Annotated in this window: 15 protein-coding genes and 1 pseudogene; 3 read left to right on the top strand and 13 right to left on the bottom strand. The window is 60.6% G+C overall.

The features are described from left to right. Window positions 1–70 precede the first annotated feature (70 nt). The 10 genes from Q8M42_RS01240 to Q8M42_RS01195 form a co-directional block, all read right to left on the bottom strand. Window positions 71–1,981, bottom strand: coding sequence for a bifunctional UDP-sugar hydrolase/5'-nucleotidase (locus Q8M42_RS01240; protein WP_304866529.1), 1,911 nt, complete (start codon window positions 1,979–1,981; stop codon window positions 71–73). A gap of 140 nt (window positions 1,982–2,121) precedes the next feature. Further along, window positions 2,122–2,574, bottom strand: coding sequence for a ribosomal protein S18-alanine N-acetyltransferase (gene rimI / locus Q8M42_RS01235; RefSeq protein WP_304866532.1), 453 nt, complete (start codon window positions 2,572–2,574; stop codon window positions 2,122–2,124). Between the two features lie 54 nt (window positions 2,575–2,628). After that, on the bottom strand, window positions 2,629–3,450 hold the full coding sequence (locus tag Q8M42_RS01230) for an energy transducer TonB (protein WP_304866534.1): 822 nt from the start codon (window positions 3,448–3,450) through the stop codon (window positions 2,629–2,631). Beyond that, window positions 3,447–4,994 carry a 2-isopropylmalate synthase gene (locus Q8M42_RS01225; protein ID WP_304866536.1) on the bottom strand — a complete coding sequence of 516 codons (1,548 nt, stop codon included), beginning with the start codon at window positions 4,992–4,994 and terminating at the stop codon, window positions 3,447–3,449. Before Q8M42_RS01225 ends, Q8M42_RS01230 begins: the two co-directional genes overlap by 4 nt. Before the next feature lie 285 nt (window positions 4,995–5,279). Continuing rightward, window positions 5,280–6,524, bottom strand: coding sequence for a saccharopine dehydrogenase family protein (locus Q8M42_RS01220; protein ID WP_305283013.1), 1,245 nt, complete (start codon window positions 6,522–6,524; stop codon window positions 5,280–5,282). 136 nt (window positions 6,525–6,660) lie between these two features. Beyond that, window positions 6,661–7,758 carry a carboxynorspermidine decarboxylase gene (locus Q8M42_RS01215; protein WP_304869893.1) on the bottom strand — a complete coding sequence of 366 codons (1,098 nt, stop codon included), beginning with the start codon at window positions 7,756–7,758 and terminating at the stop codon, window positions 6,661–6,663. Between the two features lie 253 nt (window positions 7,759–8,011). Further along, entirely contained in the window at window positions 8,012–10,333 is a 2,322-nt protein-coding gene (locus Q8M42_RS01210; RefSeq protein ID WP_304869892.1) for a DUF6160 family protein, read from the bottom strand. Window positions 10,334–10,344: 11 nt separating this feature from the next. After that, a complete protein-coding gene (locus Q8M42_RS01205) occupies window positions 10,345–10,950 on the bottom strand; it encodes a DUF6160 family protein (RefSeq protein ID WP_370692751.1) in 606 nt (201 codons plus the stop codon). Further along, window positions 10,940–11,989 carry a hypothetical protein gene (locus Q8M42_RS01200; RefSeq protein ID WP_304869890.1) on the bottom strand — a complete coding sequence of 350 codons (1,050 nt, stop codon included), beginning with the start codon at window positions 11,987–11,989 and terminating at the stop codon, window positions 10,940–10,942. The genes Q8M42_RS01205 and Q8M42_RS01200 overlap by 11 nt, the downstream gene beginning before the upstream one ends. Next, complete coding sequence (locus tag Q8M42_RS01195; RefSeq protein WP_304869888.1) at window positions 11,989–13,044, bottom strand: DUF6160 family protein; 1,056 nt, start codon at window positions 13,042–13,044, stop codon at window positions 11,989–11,991. The genes Q8M42_RS01200 and Q8M42_RS01195 overlap by 1 nt, the downstream gene beginning before the upstream one ends. Window positions 13,045–13,333: 289 nt before the next feature. Here Q8M42_RS01195 and mksB point away from each other — a divergent pair, with 289 nt between their 5' ends. From mksB to mksF, 3 genes and pseudogenes are all read left to right on the top strand, one after another. After that, the gene (mksB, locus tag Q8M42_RS01190; protein WP_304869886.1) at window positions 13,334–14,572 is read left to right on the top strand and encodes an Mks condensin complex protein MksB; all 1,239 of its coding nucleotides are present in this window, start codon (window positions 13,334–13,336) and stop codon (window positions 14,570–14,572) included. Window positions 14,573–14,726: 154 nt separating this feature from the next. Then, the gene (gene mksE / locus Q8M42_RS01185) at window positions 14,727–15,422 is read left to right on the top strand and encodes an Mks condensin complex protein MksE (protein WP_304869884.1); all 696 of its coding nucleotides are present in this window, start codon (window positions 14,727–14,729) and stop codon (window positions 15,420–15,422) included. Continuing rightward, window positions 15,419–18,269, top strand: a pseudogene (mksF, locus tag Q8M42_RS01180) (Mks condensin complex protein MksF); the annotation flags it as partial. The gene mksE and the pseudogene mksF, both read left to right, overlap by 4 nt. A gap of 36 nt (window positions 18,270–18,305) precedes the next feature. On the opposite strand, the gene Q8M42_RS01175 reads toward mksF, so the two are convergent. From Q8M42_RS01175 to Q8M42_RS01165, 3 genes are read right to left on the bottom strand one after another with little or no spacing between them, the layout of a single operon-like run. Then, on the bottom strand, window positions 18,306–20,609 hold the full coding sequence (locus tag Q8M42_RS01175; RefSeq protein WP_304869880.1) for a PqiB family protein: 2,304 nt from the start codon (window positions 20,607–20,609) through the stop codon (window positions 18,306–18,308). Further along, window positions 20,602–21,225, bottom strand: coding sequence for a paraquat-inducible protein A (locus tag Q8M42_RS01170; RefSeq protein WP_304869878.1), 624 nt, complete (start codon window positions 21,223–21,225; stop codon window positions 20,602–20,604). The genes Q8M42_RS01175 and Q8M42_RS01170 overlap by 8 nt, the downstream gene beginning before the upstream one ends. Continuing rightward, window positions 21,212–21,871 (bottom strand): paraquat-inducible protein A, encoded by a 660-nt coding sequence (locus Q8M42_RS01165; RefSeq protein WP_304869876.1) that lies wholly within the window; start codon window positions 21,869–21,871, stop codon window positions 21,212–21,214. Before Q8M42_RS01165 ends, Q8M42_RS01170 begins: the two co-directional genes overlap by 14 nt. Between the last annotated feature and the right edge of the window lie 223 nt (window positions 21,872–22,094).

The raw sequence follows: 22,094 nt of genomic DNA, 5'->3' as shown, positions 1-22,094 counted from the left end.
GTCGATGCGCACCATAGGAGCGCCACCGGCTTTTGACAAGCACGCGCGGCTCTCAATCACAGCCGCCTGTTCAGGCGCGGCGGCGACGTAGCAACCAGAGAATCAGCAGCAGGCCCGCCAACAGCACCAGGCTCACGCCCCACTGCAGCGGCCCGGCATAGCGGTATAGCTCAGCCGGCTGCAGGCTAGGCGCGCGCAGCATGCGCTGCTCGGTCGCCGCGCCCTGGGTCGGGATATCGGCCAGACCGTCGCCGTCCAGGTCCGGCAGGCTGCGAATATGGTCGAGCAGGCCCTGCCACTCTTTATATTCCTGCACGCCGGGCTGCTGCGGGTCGGCATCGATGATTGCGTCCTTGATCGCCGCCAGCGGCTGGCCCTGGGCATCCTTGGGCTGCACGCTGAGCAAGCCCTTGGTCAGGTCGCTGACCAGCCAGGTAAAGCTGCCAACATAACTGGTGGCGCCGATGCTGTAGAGGCGCTGATCGGCCAAGTCGAGCGGTGTATAGCCCTTGATCGGGTCGCCCAGCTCAATCCGGCTGACCCGGTCAAACGGCACGCGCCAGGGGTTGTAGCTGAAGCGCAGTCCCGACACACGCGGGTAGTAGCTTTTGCTTTCACGCACCTGATAGGCCAATAGCAGCACTTCGAGCAGGTTCTTCAGCTCCTGACCGCTGACATACACCTTGATCAGCGGATAGCCCGGCGCATCATCCAGCTCGCCAACACCCAGCGGGGCGATGCGGAACAGGTCGGACACCGCCTGCACGCCATGCCGGCCCATGATCAGGTTGTCGCGGATGGTGCCGTTGCCGGTAAACGAGACATCGCTGCCCGTCGCCTGGCGCAGGGCATCGGTGACCAGATTGCCGAGGATTGGATCGTCGTACTCCCGCGTCAGGGTCTTGTCGACCTTGGCCAGCGGTTGATCGAAGGTATAGCCCTTGGGCGCCAGCATCTGTGCGCTGACCACCTGTTTGAAATCCTCGACCTGGGCGGTGATCGCGGCGCTGCCGGCAATCTGGTCATTGATCGGGTGCAGTTGATAGTCGACAACCTGCGGTTTGCCGTCTGCCGGCAACCGCATGCGCAGCTCGCCCAGGTGCTGAATCTCGGAGCCAGCCTGCATCACTGGCGTACGCCCGTTGACCAGCACAGGTTGCGCCAAGGCCGTATGCGAGTGGCCACCGACGACGATATCGATGCCCGGCACCTGCTCGACCAGCTCGACCTCCTCACCGCGCCAGCTGCCGTCATCCTGCTGCACCACGCCCATGTGCGAGAGCAGAATCACCACCTCGGCGCCCTCCTCGCGCAGCTTGGCAACCATGGCCCGGGCGGTCACCACCGGATCGGCAAACACCGCCGGCTTGATCATCGGACTGACCGCCACGGCGTTGTTACCGAGCAGGCCGAACAGACCAAAGCGGATACCGCCCTTGTCGATCAGCTTGTATGGCGCAATGCGCCCGGCCTCATAGTGGGCCTGCAGGCTGTCATCTTCCTTGCGCGCGGGGTCAAAGCCGAGGTTACTCGACAGCAAAGGCATCAGCGCATCGCCCTTGATCTTGTGCGCCGAGCTGATCATCGCGGCCAAGCCGGCCGGACGAAAATCGAACTCGTGGTTGCCCAGGGTCGCAGCGTCGTAGCCCAGCTCGGTCATCAGGCGCAGCTCACCGCCGGTTTCGCGGGTCACGGTATGAAACAGCGTGCCCATGCTGAAGTCGCCACCATCGAGCAGCAGCACCGGCTGCTCACCAGCCGCGGCGCGGCGCTGTTCAAGCAAGGTAGCCAGGCGCGCGACACCGCCGACCGTATCGTCATCGCCGATGGTAGCGGGGGAGTATTCGTTGTTCGGGCCAAAGCCGAGCAGGCGTGATTGCCAGTCGTTGGTGTGCAGGATGGTAAAGCTGCGTTCGGCACTGAAGGCCTGAGCGGCGGTGAATAGGCAGAACACCGCAAGCAACGAAGCAGACAGGCGCATGACAGATCCTTAGGGCAATGGGCCGAATACTGCTGCCGCTGGGCAGCGCACGCCAGTATGCGACAAGCCCCGAGTCAGGTCAGCGGCGAATAACGCCGCGCGCGGTAGCCAATCGTGTCAGCACGCTGCCGGGCAAGGGCCTAATCGAACAGCGGGCAGACCATCACCAGGGCATCTTCGCGGCCGCCGACGGCCGGGTAATAGTCACGGCGCCGGCCGACCTCATTGAAGCCGTAGCGCTCATACAGGCGGTAGGCCACCTGATTGCTCGCCCGTACTTCCAGAAAGCAATCATTGGCGCCCTGCTGCTGGGCTTGCTGCATCAGGTGTTCGAGCAGTTTGAGGCCCAGGCCACGGCCCTGGCTTTCGGCCTTGACGGTGATATTGAGCAGGTGCGCCTCATCCATGATGATCTGGATCACGCCGTGACCGACCTGCTGCTCGCCCTCGAACATCACCCAGCAGTTGTAGGAGGTCAGGCTGTCGGTAAAGATGCCGCGCGTCCAGGGATGGCTGAAGGCGGCGTATTCGATTTTCAGCACCGCATCGATATCCGTCGCAGTCATCGGGCGGAAGCTGATTGCATCACTCATTCAGATTGACTCGCACGCAGTAGAAACCTCGGTCCGCAGACCGGGAAGATGTATTCAATTGTCGGCCAACCAGCGCTGGCGGACGCGGCGCATGGCCTGCCACAGTTCGCGCTTGCGCTCGGGCTCATCCATCAGCAACTCCAGGCCAGGCAGCGCCCAGGCAGCGCTCAGCCCCTCGACCTGCAGCTCACGGTTATAGGCGTCGGCAATGGCCTCACCGGCAAAGCGAATGGCGGGCAAGCCCACCAGCCACAGGCAGCTGCAGGGCTCCTGCTCTTCCAACCGTGCGCCGACAAAGCTCTGCACATATTCCAGCGCCGCTTGCGGGCCCTGGTCGATCTGCCCGCGCACCAGCAGCGGCCAGCGCACTGGTTCGCCAATCAGTTGCGGGCTGTCCGGCAGGCCGGCGGCGCGCAGCAAATCCTTGAGCAGCAGATAAGCCGGGTCGCGGCCTTGCAACGGCTCGCCGGTCGGCAGTTCGACCAGCACCGCACAAGCGCCGGCGCGCAGCAATTGCAAGGCAAAGCGCGGTGGTGCAACGGGCGTTGGTTGGGAAGTAACCTGCGTTTCGGCGTCGGCTGTAGCCGGTTCCACCTTGGCCATGCGCCCCTGAGGCGCCAGGCGTGGCACTTCGACCTTGGGCCGAGGGGCTGGCGCAGCTACGGGCGTTTCGGCAAGTGGCGGCTCATAGGCTGGCGCCGCTTCAGCCACCGCCTGTGGCGCGGCAGCAGCCACCTCCGGCTCAGGCTCTGACTCAACCAGCGGTTGCAGCAACTCCGGGCGCGAGGGCGCGGCAAACGGCAGCTCGACACGCGGCAGCCAGCTGGCCACCTGCATGGCACTCAGGTAAGCACGCCGGCGCAGTTCTGCAATCAAACGTCAGCCGCCTGTGGATGGGCTTTTTGTCCGGCCTGCATCAGGTTCAGCGCATTGATATAGGCCTTGGCCGACGCCACCAGAATGTCGGTGTCGGCGCCATTGCCGTTGACGATGCGCCCGCCCTTCTCCAGGCGCACGGTCACCTCGCCTTGCGAATCGGTGCCCTGGGTGATGGCGTTGACCGAATACAGCTGCAGGTTGGCCTCCGAGCTGGCAATCGACTCGATGGCCTTGAAGGTCGCGTCCACCGGCCCCGAGCCCTGGGCGTTACCGCTACGCTCGGCACCGTCGACGCTGACCACCACCTGGGCCTGCGGCACCTCGCCGGTCTTGCTGGCGACGTCCAGGGTCACCAGCTTGAAGTGCTCGGGCGCTTCCTCGGCCAGGGTGTCGGAAACCAGAGCCTGCAGGTCTTCGTCGAAGATTTCGTGTTTCTTGTCCGCCAGCGCCTTGAAGCGGGCGAAGGCCGCGTTCAGCTCGGCTTCGCCGGCCAGGGCGATGCCCAGTTCATCCAGACGGGCGCGGAAGGCGGCGCGCCCGGAGTGCTTGCCCATGACCATCTTGTTGGCGTTCCAGCCGACCGACTGCGCGGACATGATCTCGTAGGTTTCGCGGTGTTTGAGCACGCCATCCTGGTGAATACCCGACTCGTGGGCGAAGGCGTTGGCGCCGACAATGGCCTTGTTCGGCTGCACCGGGAAACCGGTGATGCCGGAGACCATGCGCGAGGTGCTGAGAATATGCGGGGTGTCGATGCGCGTGTGCACGCCGAGCAGGTCTTCGCGGGTCTTGATCGCCATGACGATCTCTTCCAGCGCGGCGTTACCGGCGCGCTCACCGAGGCCGTTGATGGTGCACTCGACCTGACGGGCGCCAGCAACCACAGCAGCCAGGGAGTTGGCCACGGCCAGGCCCAGGTCGTTGTGGCAATGCACGGAGAACACCGCCTTGTCGGCGTTGGCTACGCGGTTAAGCAGCTGACGAATGGTCTCAGCGTACTGGTGCGGAATCGCATAGCCGACGGTATCGGGGATATTGATGGTGCGCGCGCCCGCATCGATGGCCGCTTCGATGATGCGGCAGAGGAAATCGATTTCCGAACGGCCGGCGTCTTCGCAGGAGAACTCGACATCGCTGCACAGGTTGCGCGCGCGCTTGACCGCGTGCACAGCCTGCTCGACCACCTGATCGGGCTGCATGCGCAGCTTGTACTGCATATGAATCGGGCTGGTGGCGATAAAGGTGTGGATGCGCCCGGAGTTGGCGCCCTTGAGCGCTTCGGCGGCGCGGTCGATATCGGCGTCCAGTGCCCGCGACAGGCTGCACACGGTGCTGTCCTTGATGCTGTCGGCAATTGCCTTGACCGCGGCGAAGTCGCCGGGGCTGGCAATGGCGAAACCGGCCTCGATCACGTCGACGCGCAAGCGCTCCAGGGCCTTGGCGATGCGCAGCTTTTCTTCACCGGTCATCGACGCGCCGGGGCTCTGCTCGCCGTCACGCAGGGTGGTATCGAAAATAATGACGCGGTCGTTGCTGCTCATGCTGGTTTCCTCACGGAGTCGCCGTAGCACACGCCCGACGTTGGGGCGCGTGTCGATAAGGGTTGATTGTCGCGTGAAATGCCACGGGCGGGAAGCGCGGCGCACATCCATACCACGTCGCGGCTAAAGCTGTAGAAAGCAAAACGCCCACCAAAATGGCGGGCGTTAGGCTGATTGAGCGAGCTAGAGCCAGGCTAGGCGAAAGTGCGCGAGGACGCGGAGTTTACTGCTGTAAATGAGCAGTCCGAGCGCACTTTCAACGACGCATGGCCGACGCGCAGCCAATCAGAGGGCCTGATCCCAGGGACGGTCGCCGTTGGCATCTTTAATCCGGGTCGGCAGGCCCATTACATCGAGCAGCTTGAGGAACGGTTCAGCCGGCAACTGTTCAACGTTGGCCATGCGCGCCACATCCCAATCACCACGCGCCACCAGCAGGGCTGCCGCAACCGGCGGTACGCCAGCGGTGTAGGAGATGCCCTGGCTGTCGGTCTCGACGTACGCATCTTTGTGGTCGGCGACGTTGTAGATAAACAGCTCGGCCGGTTTGCCGTCCTTGGTGCCTTTGACCAGGTCACCAATGCAGGTCTTACCGCTGTAACCCGGCGCCAGCGAGGCCGGGTCCGGCAGTACGGCCTTGACCACTTTCAGTGGCACCACTTGCAGGCCTTCAGCGGTTGTTACCGGTTGCTCGGAGAGCAGGCCGAGGTTTTTCAGCACGGTAAACACATTGATGTAGTGCTCACCGAAGCTCATCCAGAAACGCACATTGGGTACGTTCAGGTGTTTGGACAGGGAATGCACTTCGTCATGCCCGGTCAGGTACAGATTCTGCTCGCCGACTACAGGCAGGTCGTCGGTGCGTTTGACTTCAAACATGCTGTTGCTGGTCCACTGGCTGTTCTGCCAGCTCCAGACTTGGCCGGTGAATTCACGGAAATTGATTTCCGGGTCGAAATTGGTGGCGAAGTACTTGCCGTGCGAACCGGCGTTGACGTCGAGGATGTCGATCGACTCGATGCTGTCGAAGTACTGCTGTTGCGCCAATGCGGCATAGGCATTGACCACGCCCGGGTCGAAACCGACGCCGAGGATAGCTGTCACGCCCTTGTCCTGGCATTCGGCCAGGTGCTTCCACTCGTAGTTACCGTACCAAGGCGGCGTTTCGCAGACCTTGCCCGGTTCTTCGTGGATGGCGGTATCGAGGTAAGCGGCGCCGGTCTCGATGCAGGCGCGCAGCACCGACATATTGAGAAAGGCCGAGCCCACGTTGATCACGATCTGCGATTCGGTTTCGCGAATCAGCATCTTGGTTGCTTCAATATCCAGCGCATTCAGGGCATAAGCCTGGATTTCGGCCGGCTGCTTCAAGCTACCTTTGGCCTTTACGCTGTCGATGATGGCCTGGCATTTGGAGATGTTGCGCGACGCGATAGCAATCCGACCGAGTTCGTCGTTGTGCTGCGCGCACTTGTGGGCCACCACCTTGGCGACACCTCCTGCACCAATGATCAGAACATTCTTCTTCAATTGTTTCACCTCCTGGGTACTGCGTTTAAGAGACAGATGTTGCGGTACTACAAACAGCTAGGGTGGACGGCGCTTTTTCCGCCCACCACTTGGCGATCGCGCCGGTGGATGAGAAAAGCGCCGTCCACCCTACGAATCAGCTCAGGCTGGACAGGTAATCGTCAAAGCCAAACTCGCGAACCACCTCGACGCTGCCGTCGAGCTGCTTGACCACGATGGACGGCATTTTCAGGCCGTTGAACCAGTTCTTCTTGACCATGGTGTAACCCGCTGCGTCGATAAACGACAGGCGATCACCGATGGCCAGTGGCTTGTCGAATTGGTACTCACCAAAGATGTCCCCCGCCAGGCACGACTTACCGCACACCATGTAGCTGAATTCGCCACTGCAGGGTTCCATCTTGGCGTTGAGCCGGTAGATCAGCAGATCAAGCATGTGCGCTTCGATGGAGCTGTCGACCACGGCCAGATGCTTGCCGTTGTACAGGGTGTCGAGCACAGTGACTTCCAGCGAGGAGCTCAGGGTGATCGCCGCCTCGCCCGGTTCCAGATACACCTGCACGCCGAAGCGCTCGGAGAACGCCTTGAGCCGTGCGCAGAACTGATCTAGTGGGTAGTCGTCGCCGGTGAAGTGAATGCCGCCACCGAGGCTGACCCACTCGACCTGCTCCAACAGGTGGCCGAAGCGCTCCTCGATGGTGGTTAACATCTGATCGAACAGCTCGAAACTGCCGTTCTCACAGTTGTTGTGGAACATAAAGCCGCTGACCTTATCCATCACGCCCGCGATCTTTTCCGGGTCCCACTCGCCGAGGCGGCTGAACGGCCGCGCCGGGTCGGCCAGCAGGTAGTCGGAGCTGCTCACCTGCGGGTTGACGCGCAGGCCGCGCACCTTGCCAGCGGAGGCCTCGGCGAAGCGTTCGAGCTGGCCGATGGAGTTGAAGATGATCTTGTCGCAGTTGGCCAGCATCTCGGGGATTTCGTCATCGGCCCAGGCCACGCTATAGGCGTGAGTTTCACCGGCGAACTTCTGCCGACCGAGCTTGAGCTCGTACAGCGAGGACGAGGTGGTGCCATCCATGTATTGCTGCATCAGGTCGAACACCGACCAGGTGGCAAAGCACTTGAGCGCCAGCAGCGCCTTGGCACCGGAGTGCTCGCGCACATAGGCGATCTTCTCCAGGTTAACCAAGAGCTTCTGTTTATCGATCAGGTAGTAAGGCGTTTTGATCATTTCGGTGCCCCGTGCAAGGTCGGCCAACGGAGAGCAGAGGCTGCTCCCCCCAAAAAGTGGAGGCGAATTGTGCCGACAACCGGCACATATCGAAAGAGCAACGGGGATATTTCGTCGATTCAGCGACCATTGGCAACGACTGGGCGGCCAACGTGAAGCAACCGACGCGCCCTACAGCGCGCCAGCAGAATGACCAACAAGGATGACAGGGGCATGACGGTAATAAGCGCCAGCACGGCGCTTATTCTGCGGCTCAGTTGATCGGCGTGGCCGTCAGGTTGGCGCGGATGTCGGCGTTCTGCAGCTTGACCCCGTACATAGAAGTCACGGCACCGCCGGTGGGGTGGACGTGCTGAATCCGGTCGATATTCACTTCCTTGAAATGCACCCGGCCGTTGACCGCAAAGCCCAGCGGATCGGGGCTGACCGGCGTACAACCGGAGGCCGTCTTGTTGCATACCTTGGTCGGTGCCACATCAAGGTTTAGATCGACGTTGAATCCATAGGCGTTGGCGTTCGGGTTGCTCGGGTTGCCGTCGGCGGTGTGGAAGTTATCCACCACCAGCTGGCTACCCGTGCCATTCACTCCGTTGACCCGCCCTGTTTCGATGATGATCTGGTTACGCTTCTCATTGCTCGATACGGCGTTGGCCGGATTGCCGGAGCCGTCGCGCACGAAGACGTTCTTCAGTTTGACCGAAATCCCTTCGTCGCCACGATCCTCCCAGCGCCCGCCACTGGCCACGCACGCCGCCGAAGAGCTGCCACTACCGCCTACGCACAGCGCACCGGCACCGCCCGAGCTGATGGCCAGGGTCGAACCCTGCTCATAACGCTTGAGCACCAGGCGACCAATGCTGCTGCCGGTCAGACGGTCACCCCAACGCACGTTGCCGACATCCAGCTTCGACCAGTAGGTGCCTTTGCGCAGTTCGACACCGTTGTTGCTGATATCCAGCGAGCCTTCGCGGTAATGCATTTCATAGCTGCTGCCCGACAGCCACAAGCCGCGGCCGTTTTCATCCACGGTGATCGCCGCATTGGCCTCGGTGATATAGAAGTCGGCGTTATAACGCAGGCCATCACCCACGGCGCCGCCGGCACGCAGGGTGACCTGGCCATTGAGGGTGAAATCATAGGCCGGGAAGATTTCCATCAACACCAGCAACTCGGTGCCGCCCTGCAGTGGCGCGTTGGGCGTACCAACCCGCAGCCCATCAAAGCTGTAGCTGCCGACGATGTTCTTCAGCCCCAAGCGCATACCGTCGAAGTGACCGTTATAGCCACCGCTGTTCATATCGCTGTTGCTACCGGCATAGCAGCCCGCGCTGATACCAGCCGCGCAGCTTTTGCTCAGATCGAAGGTAAACTGGCCGGTGCCGTGGGTGCGCAAGCCGCTAAACCACATGCTGTTGCCGTTATCGGTCAGGGCCAGGGAACTGTTGAGCATATTCCAGCTGAGATCGGCACTGATGCCTTTCTGCCCGGAGTTGGGGTCGCCGCCTGGACGCAGCTTCAACCAGTTCTGCCGCGCGCCCTGATCGAGAAAATTCAGATCCAGCGCCAGGCCACCGAGTTTCTGATTGCTCGGATTGCCCATGATCAGGCCGCCGAGGGTGGCGTTGAGCTTGAGGTCCTGAAAGGCGATTTTGGCATAGCTGCCAGCGCCGTCCTGTTCCAGATCCAGGGTCAGCCCGGCGTTGCTGATCAAGCTGCCGGCGAAGTTCTCGGCGCGCAGCACGCCTTCATCCTGATACTGGAACAGACTGTTGGCGATGGTGATATTCGGCTTGATCCGCAAGCCCTCGCCACTGGCACCGCCGCCAGCAATGCGGATGCTGCCACCCAGGCGCAGATCCATATTCAGTTTGCCGAAGCTGCGCTGTGCATCGACATCACGTAGATCGGGAGTGCCCGGCGTCACCGCTACACCGCTAGTTGGGTCGCCATGGGCCAGATCGAGGCCGATACCGGCAATCGAGCCGACAAAGCGCGAAGTGCCCAGATCCAGCTTGATCTCCTGGCCGCTGCCGCCGCTGACAATATCCAGATAGGCGTTGTTCAGGTAGGTATCGAATGACAGGCCTTTGACGATCAGGTCAAAGCCATTGTCGCGGTAATAAAAGGTCGCCGCGCTCAGCGACAGCTGGCTGTCATCCACGCGAAAGCCACTGACGCCACTGGCCCCGCCGCCGCTCAGTTTAAGGCTGGCGCCCAGGGTGAAAAACGCGCGAAAGGCACCAAAGCTTTTGCTGCTGCCGGCCAGTTCGATGTTATCGACACTCAGCACTTGGGCACTGCCGCTGTGCTGCACCCGCAGCTGATTACCCACGACATCCAGCGTGGTGGTCGAGCTGCTGCCCGCCGTTTGCGGTGTGCCACGCACACCCTTGAGGCTAAGGGTCTGGCCATCCTGTTTGTAATCAATACTGCTGGCCGACCAACCAGCGCCAGTGGTTTGCAGGCTGATACCATCGCGCCCGCTGACGGACGACAGCGCCTGATCATCCAGCGCCTGCATGGCCTGCGTCAGTGGACTCAGAAGCGCGAGCAATAACAGCGAATGACGGTGCATGGCCCTGCTCCTCAATTCTGCGGAAAGATCAGCACGTTGCCCTGCATGCGGATGGTGCCGTCGATCTTCGCCGAGAAGATATTGGTCTGCTGATACGACGGGTTACCGCCGTTGGCCGCGCTCAGCGATTTGTTCTGCCAGCCGCCCTGATTGGCCACGCCAAAGGCAAAACTGCCATCCTTGAACTTCACCTCGTTGGGCAGACCGAACTCCAGCACATCCTGGTTAAAGGCTGCGCCATCACCGTTGAAACCACTGTTGATGGTACGGGTGCGCAGGGTCAGGCCTTCAAAGCTGAACACGCCCTTGAGGTTGTCCAGCACGTACCAGCCGCCATCGGCCTCGGAGCGAATCGCCACGCGCATGCCGCAGTTTTCCGCCGTGCTGGCGCCCGCCGTAGCGCAGCTGCGCTGGCCGGCCGTCCAGGTACTGGGGTTGTTGCTGGCCGGCTTGCTCCACAGCACGCCACCGTCCTTGTTGATACTGAACTCACCGGAGAGGTAAACCCCACCCTGGCCGTTCATGCTGCTCAGGGTGTCATCGTCCAATGCCTGCATCTCGGCAAAAGCCGGCATGGCGAGCAGCGCGATGATGACTAACCAGACTTTAGAGATCACGGCTGGTCACCTTCAGGTAGTTGATGCTGAGCCCCTGGATGGCGTTGTAGCCAAAGTTGTAGCCACCGGTAGAAAAGCTGCCTGTGCCGGCTTTGAGGTTGTCGATCACGATATTGGTGCGTGGGGCGTTGGCATAGAAGTCACTGGCAATCGCATTACGCTCAGCTACCGGACGCGCACTGCCATTGGCGGCACGTGTCACCGGATTGGGCAGTTCCAGCACAAATTGACCATTACTGCTGACATCAAACAGCAACGGCTGGCTCTTACCGTAACCCAGCGAAATATTGGCGTAGGCATTGCTCAGCGTCAGGGTGCGAGCGGTCTGTTCTTGCGCAGTGGTGCAATTGGCCGTTCCTGCAGCGCAAGACATCAGCTGTAGGCTCTTGGCAAAGAGATTTACCCGTGCCTCGCCCACCAGCTGCCCCCTTGGGTCATCACCCCATAGCCGCAGGTAGCTGCCGTCCATAACCAGCTCGCTGAAATCAAGATTGATGATGTCGGTGCGCCCGGCGGCGACCTGGAAGTCAAAGCGAATACCCAAATCGACTCGCTCGGAAGCGCGGCTGGAGCAGTTGCTCCCGGCAGCCGCATAGCCGCTGATACAGGCCTGCCCACCAGCACCGGTCAAGCGTTCGGGAAACTTGAACTCCAGCACGCTGACATTGCTCGGCGTGGTCTGCACCCATTGGCCGTCATCGCGCAGCGTGCGCAAGCTCTCGCCTTTGGCCAGAGTGATCTCAAACGGATGATCCAATCGACCAATACTCACCGGGTTCAAGTTCGCACCTTTATTACTGCCGGTGGCGCCTAGGTAGAACTCCTTCACCGAAATCGGCACGTTCTGCCCCGAGGCATTGTTGATGTCATTGATGGTGATCACCGCACCTGAGGCATCCAGCAACACACCATCCAGCACAAAGCCGAATCCGGCGCCCTGAACGGCGGAGAGTTCCTGATCATCCAGCGCCTGTAATTCTGCCTGGGCAGCCCCAGACATCAGCATCAACGAAGCAGCAGCAATCAGCGCGCGCATCATCAGCACCCCGCAGTGGCTGTGCCCAAGCAGGTGTCCTGCCGGGGAATACCATTGAAAGCCTGCTCAAAGTTGATATTGATCGGGGCCACCATATTGCCGTTGGCATCACGGTATTTGGGCAGGTTCATAAAGGCCCCCTTCAACGTATTGATCAGCGCATTACTATCCATGTCACGCCAGGCCACATCTTGGGTTTGCATGGAAATAAAGAAACCTTTGGCTGCGCCCTCAATCGCGGCAGTAGCGGCCGAGTCATTGACGGCCATATTACCGACAGGAAGAGACTGGAATTGCGATAACGAGAAACAGGTCTGAATACCCAGCAAGGCACAGCCATTGGACTTAAGCAGGGCCAGCGCGGCATCAGAAATACCCGGCAAACAACCGCTGGTACAGTTTAGACCGTCGCCATTTTTGATCCCTGCCAGACCGGCACGAACGGGGTCTGCAGCGCCATTGGATGCCACCAATTGAGCATCTGCCTCAAGCACGCTGGAACGGTAAATCCCGCCCAGAAACAATGCTGTTTGCTGCAGACCATTAGCGCTGTTATACACAGCATCTGCCGTACCCTTGATGTGAACAGGGATATTGCCCGTCAGACTCTGAATATCCCCGGACAGAATGCCTTTGGCCTCGCCAAAACCAATACGCACGCCCACTACCTTGTTACCCGAATACGCCAATTCCAGAAAAGGATTGGCGATCTTGAACGGGTTAATGCTGTCGTCGGCGTTTACCGTACCCAATGCAAAGTTGTTGATCAGGATGTCAGAGGAGCCCAATGCCTCCCCTGGGCGAGTCACCGAATCGTTGTACTGGCCAAGCTGCAACTTTTTCATATTCAACTGGGTTTCGACATTCATGCCGAAATTGATACGGGTGTAGTTGATCCCGGCATTGCTGTCCGTCGTCAGATTGATAAAGGCCTGACCGGTCACGTCCGACAACTCGCTATCCGCCAGTTCAACCATCTTGGCCTGAGCAGTGGTGCAGATTAATCCGGCACAGAGCAAGGCGAGTGCAGTGTTGGCAAAGCCGAGGGTCGGACGCATGGCTGATTCCCTGTCGTTCTTATTTGAATGGCAGAGCCCTGGGGGCTCCACGCCTTGATTAGCACTATAAAAAGCCGGCTGGCTAAACGTGCCGACCCATAGTCGAGAAATCCTCGAAAATCTGCCCCAACCGCACAGCAAAGCGCCGCCACGCTGTTACCCATCACCACACCCTGGGTTACACGCGCGCAGGCAACTGCGAACAGACGATGACTGACACTCAAGCCTTGGCCACGGCTTGCAGTACAATCGGCGTTTTTTGCGAAAAGCCCGCGGAGCGGATGCCCCGATGATTGATCCCAAGCGCGTACTGCGCGCCCTTGCTGAACACTGGACGTTGCTAGAGCCGCTGTGCGAGCGCTTCGATGCCGGCACCCTGAGCCTGGTGGAGCTGCGCAATCAGCTGGCCGCGCAGTTGCCCGAAGGCACGCCCACCGATGTCACCGCCCTGCTCGATCAGTGGATTCGCCTGGATATCCTGGTGCCGGTGGCCAAGAGCCCGAATCGCTTCGAGCTGAACGCGCAGATCCACGACTTTCTGGCCTACCTGCGCCGCGAACACCGCCTGGGCCTGTGCCTGGAGATCGAAGCCTATTTGCGACATCTGGAGCGCCTGGCCGGTTATATCAAGGATGCCTTCGAGGTGCGTGACGCCGCCGATCTGGCGCGCCAGCTGCGTTTGCTCGATATGCGCGTGCGCGATGTATTGAAGAAGCTTGCCAACGACGAGCAGGCCCTGGTCGCCGTGGCCGACCGGGCCAAGACCTCAGATAGGCAAATTCCGCTGCGTCAGCGCTACGCCGAAGTGCTGGCCACCTGGGATGAATACGTCGAACCGATGATCCAGCTGGTGGCCGCCGACGGCGCCTTCGAGCAGGGCGTCTATCGCGTCGAGCATGTATTGCTGCGCCTGCTGGGCGAACAGCAGCGCCTCGGCCAACTGGTGGATGACGACCTGCTGCTGCGCACCCACGCGCGCATCCTGGAAATGCAGACCACCGCCCAGCTGACCCTGCGCCGCGCCCGCGAACTGCTGCTGCCGCTGCGCGAGGAAGCGCGCCGGCATAACGCCGTAACCCGTGGCGCAGCCCTGGCCCTCGCGGCAATCCGCAAGAAGGGCCTGGACGCAGTACCGCAGGCGTCACTGCCGCTGTTCAGTCGCCCGCAAAGCACCTTCCTCGGCACCGCTTCGCAGGTCGAGGCCTATGTCTATGCCCTGGCCCGTTTCGAGCCCAAGCCGGCGCAGTTCCCCAAGGCGCATGCCAGCCGCAAGGGCGAAGCACCCCGCGCGCCACGCACGGCGCGGGAGATGATCGAACGCTGCGAGCAGGCCCTGCCGCTGCCGGACCTGATGGTCTGGCTGCTGGAACAGGAGCCCGAAGGCGCCACCGACGAATTGCTCTACTGGTTCTCGCGCCTGTCCCGCGATGGCCGTTTCCAGCGCGAGCGTCTCGAACGTCGCGACTACCTCACCCGCGAGCATCAGGTCAGCCTGAGCTCCTTTTCGCTGATAGGAAGTACGCCATGAGGGCTGCGGCAGACAACTATCAGCCCCCTCTCCCTCTGGGAGAGGGCTGGGGAGAGGGAGAGCCATGCAACGCGACCCTCAAGCCCCTCTCCCCCGGCCCCTCTCCCATAAATGGGAGAGGGGAGCAAAGCCCCACCGATTTGCGAGCCTCTGCATGAATATCGATCTAAAAGAACTGACCCAGCTCGCCCCGATCTTCCGTGAGCTGTTCAAGGGCTACCACATCAGCCGCAGCAACCCGGAGCTCTACACCCAGCTGGCCAGCCAGCAGGACCAGTACCGCGGTCTGTTCAAGGCCCTGGGCTATGAACTGACCTGCGACAGCCGCGGCTTTTACTACTTCGTCCCCGAGCAGATGGGTGCGCAGGTCAACAAGACCGCCCAGCGCCTGGCGCTGTTCACCTTTATTCTGGTGGAACACCTGGCCGATCAGGGCCGCGACCCGCTGGCCGTGCTCGACGGCGGCAGCCTCGGCCGTGATGAACTGCCGGCGCTGCTGGAGAAGTACCGCGACCTGTTCCTGCAGGCCGAAGTCACTACCGTTGAGGAGCTAGAAGAAAAAATCATGCGCCGTCTGACCCAGCTGGGCTTTGCCAGCGAAGACAACGGCATCTACCGCTTTCTCGCGCCGATGCACCGCTTCCTCGATGTCTGCCTCTCCGTGCAGCAGGACCGTGACCTGGCCGCCACCCTGCACAGCAGCCTGCCGCTGCCAACGCCGGTGCTGCTGGATGAGGAGGCCGAAGAGGAAATCATCAGCCTCAGCGAAACGGATACCGACGAATCCGAAGAAGACGCCCTGGCCCGCGCCATGGCCGAAGGACGTGACGCCCAGGAGACCCTCGCATGAGCCAGGAACGCTACGGCATCCGCCGCTTCGCCCTACTGAATACCGCCGGCTACAGCCTCGGCCTGTTCCCGCTGGAAAACCCGCTGTCGGTGTACGGGGCCAACAACCTCGGTAAATCCGCCTCGATCAACGCCTTGCAGTTTCCGATTCTGGCGCGCATGTCCGATATGAGCTTCGGCAAGTACAGCCTGGAACAGTCGCGCAAGTTCTACTTCGCCAGCGACACCAGCTATATCCTCGTCGAAGTCGTCCTGCCCCACGGCCCTCACGTGATCGGCGTGGCCGGGCGCGGCCCGGGCGGCGGCTTCGGCCACCAGTTCTTCGCCTACCAGGGCACCCTGAACCTTGAGCACTACCAGAAGAATGGCACCTGCCTGCGTCAGCGCGAGCTGTTCAACGCACTGGAACGCGACGGCATCAAGGCCTACGAGCTGAAACCCGAGGAACTGCGCCGTCTGCTGGTCGGCGGGCATACCTCGATTCCGCTGGACCTGACCCTGATCCCGCTGCGCTCCACCAGCGAGCAGAGCCTGAAGACCTTCCGCGCGCTGTTTATCAACCTGCTGCATATGCGCGAGATTACTGCGGCCAAGCTTAAGCAGCTGTTTCTCGACGCCTTCGAGCACAGCCTGCGCTCGGGCAGCGTCGACTATATCGCCGCCACCGAAGAAGCCTTCCGTGATGTGCGGCGCATGGAGCAGGACTACCAAGCGCTGGTCACCGCCGGCCCCTTGATCGAAGCCCTGGCAGCCGGTGTGGCCCAGCGCGAGCTGCTACGCGGCAAACTGCACCGCCTCTCGCCGCTGCTCGACTCACTGCTCGGCACCTGGCAGGACTACGCCGGCGCGCGCCGCGAGGAACTGGTGATCCAGGCCGAACACTACCGTGGCGAGCAGGACGGCCTGCAGCAGGAGCAACGCGGCGGCACCCAGGAGCTGATGCGTATGGAGCGCGAAATCAGCGAAATCCAACGCTGGCTCGGCGAGCTGTCGGTACTGAAAAACCGCTTCGCCCTGGTCACTGATGCCAAGGTGCTGGAAGAGCAGCTGCTGGCTGCCAAGGACGCCCACGACGAGCTGGCGGGAGCCCTGGCGCAATCCCGGCAGTTCTCCGCCGAGGATTTGGATGAGCGCCTGCGCGATCTGGAAAAACGCCTGAAATCAGTCAAACAGCAGCTCGAACACGCCGACAACAACAGCTACTCACGCCTGCGTGAAGAATTCAGCCAGGCCGATGTCGACCGCCTGATGCGCCTGTTTAACGGCCAGTTGTTCAGCCTGCCGCTGGGTGAGAAAGGCATTCAGGTCGCCGAGGGCGACGCCTGGGTCAAATCCCTTGAAGCCATCCTCGACGGCTTCAAGGGCGAGCACTTCGAAGTGCCCGGCCTGACTATCGACCTCTCGCATATCGAGCCGCCAGCCCTGCAGGCCCTGGCCGACCGCGCCGCTTTGCGCGACCAGAAAGACCGCCTCGACCGAGAATACAAACAGCTAAAAACCCAGCAGGCCGTAGCCTCCGACCGCGCCGCGAGCAAGGCCCAGGCCGAGCAGTTCTACCAGGCCGTACTGGACGCGCAGAAAGCCCTGGAAGACTTCCGCAAAAGCCAAACCCTGGCCGTAGAAGAGCCGCAGAAACTGGAGCAGCTGGCCCAGTTGGAAGCCGCCCAGGACGAACTCAAGCGCGCCTCCGATGCCTTTACCGAGCGCGTACAGCAGCTTTCCGCCAAGCTGCAATTGGTCGGCCGTCAGCTCGCCGACCTGGAAGCCAAGGAGCGCACCCTGGAAGACGCCCTGCGCCGCCGGCAGCTGCTGCCGGCCAACCTGCCGTTCGGCACGCCGTTTACCGACCCAGTGGATGACAGCCTGGACAACCTGCTGCCGCTGCTCAATGACTATCAAGACGCCTGGCAGGGCCTGCAACGGGTCGACGGGCAGATCGAGGCGCTTTACGCACAAGTGCGCCTGAAAGGCGTGGCCAAGTTCGACAGCGAGGATGACGTCGAGCGCCGCCTGCATCTGCTGGTCAACGCCTACGCCCACCGCCAGGACGAAGCCATCACCCTGGCCAAGGCACGTCGCGCGGCGGTTACCGATATCGCCCGCACCTTGCGCAATATCCGCAGCGACTACGACAACCTGGAACACCAGCTGGCGCTGTTCAACCGCGAGATCAACAAACGTCAGGTGTCCAACCTGGAAAGCTTCCGCATCGTCCTCGCACCGAACAAGGACGCGCTTAAGCATATCGACCAGATTATCCACAGCGCCGGCCAGTACGAAGAAGGCGAAACCCTCTCGGTGTTCGACCTGCAGCAAAGCAGCGAGCAGGACAGCAAGAACGAGGAAGCCAAGGACTACCTCTCACGCCTGGTGGCAGCCAACCATAACCAGTTGGGCTTGAAGGACCTGTTTGAACTGGCCTTCGAGATTACCAAGGTGCACGGCCAACCGGTAATCCACACCGATATCGATGGCGCGGCGTCCAACGGCACCACCATGACCATCAAGGCGCTGACCAACATGTACCTGTTGCTGCACCTGATGGACCGCGATCAGGCCGGCAAGGTGCGTCTGCCTTACTACCTGGACGAAGCGGCGGATATCGATGAGAAGAACCAGCAGGCGCTGATCGAAACCAGTCTGCAGCTCGGCTTTGTACCGATCCTGGCGTCAGTCAAACCGCAGGTCTCGGCCCATGTGGCCATCGACCTGGAAGGCGGCAGCGGGCCGAACGGCATCTATATCGATGAAGCGGATTGGAAATATATCCAGCGTCGCGATAACGCCAAAAGCAAGGCTGAAACCACAACCGCAGCCACCGAGCCAGCCTAACGCCGGCTCACCCGCCATAAAACACAAGGGCCGCAATTGCGGCCCTTGTCGGTTATTTCTCCAGCGCTATCTTCGGTGCCCAGCGCAACCACTCTTCCTTCACCTCATCGTACAAGGCAAAGGTCTGCCCTGGCTGCGCCGGCCCACCCATCTCCGGGTTATTCGGCGAGGCGAAGGCGATGCCGCCCTCCAGCAGAGCTTCCAGCGACTCGGTGCGCACCTTCACGCCACTGAACAGACCGGCATCCACACCAATGCCGCTGGCATTCCAGAAACGGCTACCGCTGCGTACCAGCGGCGCATAACGCGGCTCGATCAGCACATGAATCAGCACCCGATCCGAGGTCGGGCCAAGTTCAAAATCCGTCACCTTACCCACCGGCACTTCACGGTAACTGACCACTACACCGGGCTTGATCGAACCCCGCCGCGCCGCACTCAATACCAAGCGCAGCCCCTGTTCAGGAACATTGGCTTTCGGCTGCGCCTCGGCTGCGGTAAAGCTCAACTGCGCAGCCCCCTTCTGGATAGAGGGCTGTACCTCCAGATATTGACCAGTGACCAGAGTTTCCAGGTTAGCCGCTCGAGTCAGACTGACCTCCGGCTTGACCACCCAGAACTGCGTCCCCACACGGGCAATCTGCTGCGTCGCCTGGGTTACCCGAGCGTGGAGGATCACCGCCTGCAGATCGTCGGTCAGCTCGATTCGCTCCACCTTGCCCACATCCAGCCCCTTGTAGCGAATTGCCGTACCTGGGCTCAAGCCATCACCTCTGGCAACTCGAATGGTCAGGGCAACCCCCTTCTCCAATGCACTTTCCTGGCTGCTGTAAAGATTGAAGCGTTGCACCCGCTTACCATCCTTGGGTGCTGTGGGATCAGGGGTTTCGAAACTAATCCCGCCAGCCAACAGAGTCTGCAACGACTCGCTTTTGACCTCGACACCCGACAAGCCACCCTTCAAGGTAATACCGCTGGCATTCCAGAAACGTGTGCTGTTATTCACCAGATGGGCGTACTCCGGCTCAATATGCACGCCAAAGGCCACCTGCTTGTTATCACGCGACAGCTGGAAACTCTGCACCGTGCCAACCTTGACTTGCTTGAACAGTACCGGGCTGTCCACTTCCAGAGAGCCACGGGTGTCGCTGAACAACACGAGATGCAAACCCGGGGCAGACAGGTCAAGAGGTGGCGCCTTGGCTCTGGCAACAAAATCACGCATCGGCGCATTGCCCTTATCGCCAGGTCTAAGGGCAATGTAGTTGCCCTTGACCAGGGCCTCCAGACCGGTTATTCCGGCCAGAGAAATCGACGGTTTGACCACCCAGAAGTCTGTGCCTTCAACCAGATAGTCCTCCGTACGAGGGTCGAGCATCAGCTCCACCTGCGCCCCGCTGAGATCCTGATCGATTTTGAAGGTTTTCATGTGACCGACCTGGATACCCTTGTACATCACCGGCGTACGACCCGGCTCCAGCCCATCGAAATCATGCAGTTTGAGCGATACGCGAATTCCCGCCTGGGCGCTATCGAAGTCTTCGTACAGACGAAACGGCAAACTCGGGTCAGTCGGCGGACTGTCCTTGCGATGCTCCGGCGTGGCAAAGGCAATCCCACCAGCAACAATGCTCGCAAGGGACTCGGTACGTACCTTCACCCCAGATAAACCCGCATCAATGGAGACGCCGCTGGCATTCCAGAAACGTGTGTGTTTACGCACCAGAGAGGCAAACTGCGGTTCGATAAATAGCTTAATCTCGACCAAGGTCTGATCGTCAATCAAGGCATAACTCTTCACCCGGCCCACCTGGATCTGCTTGTAGAACACCGGGCTATCACGATTGAGTGAACCCAGGCGCTCGGCCTTGAGGGTCAGGTGCAAACCAGGCGCGTTGTCAGCCAAGGGTGGCGGCTCACTCAGCGCAGTAAATTCACGCGTAGGTTCACCATCACCGGGGCTGGCGGTAATGTAGTTACCCGACACCAGGGTTTCCAACCCGGTGATGCCCGCCAGTGACACACTCGGTTTAACCAGCCAGAAGCGCGTGTTACTACGCAGGTACTGCTCAACCCGCTTGTCCATTTCCAGGGTCGCGCGCACACCACGTCGTTCACCGCTGTCATCCAGCTCTAAAGCGGTGACCTTGCCGATCGGCATACCCTTGAAAATCACCTCGGTCTTGCCTGGCTGAATACCGTCACCACTGGCGAACATCACCTGCACTTCGATACCGGCTTCACTGTAGGCACGCCACCCCAGCCAGCCACCGATAAGTAACGCGATCAACGGTAATACCCAGATAGCCGACCAGTTTGAAGCAGGGCGCGCCTTGGCCAACGGCAAATCATTCATGGTCTTCATCCGAGTCCGTGTTATCCCATATCAAGCGAGGGTCAAAGGTTAAAGCGGCCAGCATGGTCAGCACCACTACGCTGGCAAAAGCGATGGCACCATAACCGGGCACAATGCTCGCCAAACTGCCGAAATTGACCACAGCCACCAGAATCGCGATGACAAAAATATCCAGCATCGACCAGCGCCCGATCCATTCAATAAAGCGGTACATCAGTATCCGCTGACGCGCCGACATCGGTTGATGGCGCTGTACCGAATAAAGCAGCAGAGCAATACCGACCAGTTTGAACGTCGGCACTAGGATGCTGGCAACAAATACCACCGCCGCAATCGGCAGCATGCCGTAATTCACCAGTTCGATAACGCCCGACATGATGGTATCGGACTGACCCTTGCCTAACGAATTGACCGTCATGATAGGCAGTAGATTGGCCGGGATATACAACACCGCAGCCGTCAGCAACAACGCCCAGGTGCGCACCAGACTATTGGGGCGGCGTGCATGCACATGCCCACCGCAGCGCGTGCAGAACTGCTTGTCGCTGTCCGGCTGCTGCGGATTGAGCTGGTGACATTCATGGCAAATCAACAACCCGGCATCAATCGCCCGCATGTGCATCCTCTCCCGACAAGGCTTCCCAGATCTGATGCGGCGACATCGTCACCTCCAGCCAGACCTGAACCAGTAACAGCGCAACAAAGCACAGCAGCCCCAGACCGATGCTCAGCTCGGCGAGATCGACCAGCTTCACAATCGCCACCAGGATGCCCATCAGGTAGACCTCAAGCATGCCCCACTCACGCATATGGTGATAAATGCGATAGAGCAGCAGACCATAACTGCGGCCAATATCCAGACGGATACTCAACAGCACAGCGAACTGGCACAACAGCTTGAGCAGCGGCACCGCCATGCTGCAGAGGAACACCACCACGGCGACACTCTGCATACCGCTGTTATACAGCCCGAGCACGCCCGTCCAGACGGTGTCCTCAGTCGCCTGCCCAAGCAGGTTGAGCTGCATGATCGGCAAGAAATTGGCCGGCACATACAACAACAACGCCGCAACCACCAACGCCATGCTGCGGCGCACAACCTGTGTACGATGGGTGTACAGCTCATAGCCACAGCGTGGGCACTCAACCCGCTCACCTGCGCCCGCATCAGGTCTGCGCAACAGCAGATCGCACTCATGACAAGCAATCAGCTGCTTAAGCTCAAGTGCGGAAATTGGCTCCGAGAGTGCCGGACCAGCCATAGAAGAACCCTGATAAAAGTGCGTCCAGGCATCATAGCCACGCGCTGTTTAGTTGCCTATCAAAGGCTCACCTGTGCGTGGTTTGTTTTCGGCGCACAAAGTAAAACCCCCGACCAGTTTCCTGATCGGGGGTTTTGGTATAGGTGCTTGACGATGACCTACTCTCACATGGGGAAACCCCACACTACCATCGGCGATGCATCGTTTCACTACTGAGTTCGGG

The sequence above is a fragment of the Pseudomonas sp. genome, from assembly GCF_030684895.1.
GTDB lineage: Bacteria > Pseudomonadota > Gammaproteobacteria > Pseudomonadales > Pseudomonadaceae > Aquipseudomonas.
This window is presented reverse-complemented; position numbering and strand designations above follow the sequence as displayed.